This window comes from Streptomyces sp. NPDC054840, assembly GCF_053611065.1.
The window spans coordinates 1-1,253 of the sequence record NZ_JBSGZP010001131.1 but is presented as its reverse complement, the minus strand read 5'-3'; the positions used below and the strand labels follow the sequence as shown (position 1 = coordinate 1,253).

General features: G+C 72.6%; 1 protein-coding gene. It reads left to right on the top strand.

Annotated elements, in window-relative coordinates:
* The first annotated feature begins 464 nt into the window (after window positions 1–464).
* A complete protein-coding gene (locus ACWGIU_RS38110) occupies window positions 465–1,151 on the top strand; it encodes a hypothetical protein (protein WP_453712706.1) in 687 nt (228 codons plus the stop codon).
* The last annotated feature ends 102 nt before the right edge of the window (window positions 1,152–1,253 follow it).

The following is a 1,253-nucleotide window of genomic DNA, read 5'->3' as shown; positions in this document are numbered from 1 at the left end:
CACTCACCGTCATCCGCCGGCCGGCAGCCGGTCCGGCGCACCCCTCCAGCGCCCTAGTGCCGCATCCGCGGTGCCCGGCGGCTGCCGGACCACGAGATGCTGCCCCATCCCAGCTCTGCGCCTACGACGCCGCCGGGTACGACATACGCGCTGTGGTACGCAGCGGGCAGACGGAATGCCGGAACGACAAGGAACACGGTGCGGCCACCGCCCGTACGCCGAGGCCGCCCACCCCGGGCCGGCGGGATGCGCGGGCACCCGCCCCACCGTGCCGCACCCGGGCGGCAGTTCTCCCACCGGGCGTATACGGCAGCGCAGCCCACGAGGCCTGCGCGCCGGAAGGCGGTGACACCCGGGCACGGTCCGCGCCGCCCGGCCCGGTAGGTGATCCGGCGTCAGGGGTAGAAGCAGTGTGCGTACCATTCGCCTCCCGGTATCCCCTCACCACACACATCGAGGAACCCATGACCACGGCCAGCAGTGCCACGCGCGTCAAGGACGACTACGCCCAGCAGATCGCCGGTGACCTCGCGGCCAACCGGGCGGCGCAGGAACAGCGCAGAACCGAACTGGAACAACTGCAGCGCGAACTCCGCGAACTCGGAGAAGGCGAAAAGGTCCTGCTCAGGATGCAGGACGCCCTGGGCACCGCAACGGGACCCGCCACCGCACGGCCGGACAAGCACCGCACGCAGCCGGCCACGGTGCCCCCGGCACGCACCCCTGCCATTGACACCAAGCAAACCCGGCAACCCGCCCCCCCCCCGGCTGCCGCGGACGCCCCCCCCCCCCGCAAGACCACCGGCACCGTCCCCGCCCCGGCTGCCGCGAAGGCCCCGCGCCCCCGGAAGACCACCGGCACCGGCGGGGCGAAGGCCGCGGCGGGCGGCCCGTCCTGGCTCACACTGGTCACAGCCGTCCTGGCCGGGGGGACCGAACCGAGGTCGGCCGCCGAGGTGACCGAAGCCCTCGGCGCCGCACACCCCACCCGCACCGTCCAGGCGGCAGTCATCCGCAACACCCTCGAACAAGGTGTCGCCCGCGGCCTGCTCGAACGGTCCAAGCAAGGGCGGTCCGTGTACTACAGCCCGACCCACCCCACCCCGGGCGCCCACACCACCGAACAACCGAAGCCGAAAGCGCAGCCGTAAGGAGTCCGGCCGACCCCCATCCCCCGAAAGGGTGATCCGCCCCCAAGACATACGGCACCCGGTACACGACCGGGAGAGCCTAGTGCTGTGACCGGAAAGGTT

What these genes read in the sequence shown, in the direction of transcription:
- ACWGIU_RS38110 (WP_453712706.1), top strand. Translation starts at nt 465, where the DNA reads ATGACCACGGCCAGCAGTGCCACGCGCGTCAAGGACGACTACGCCCAG.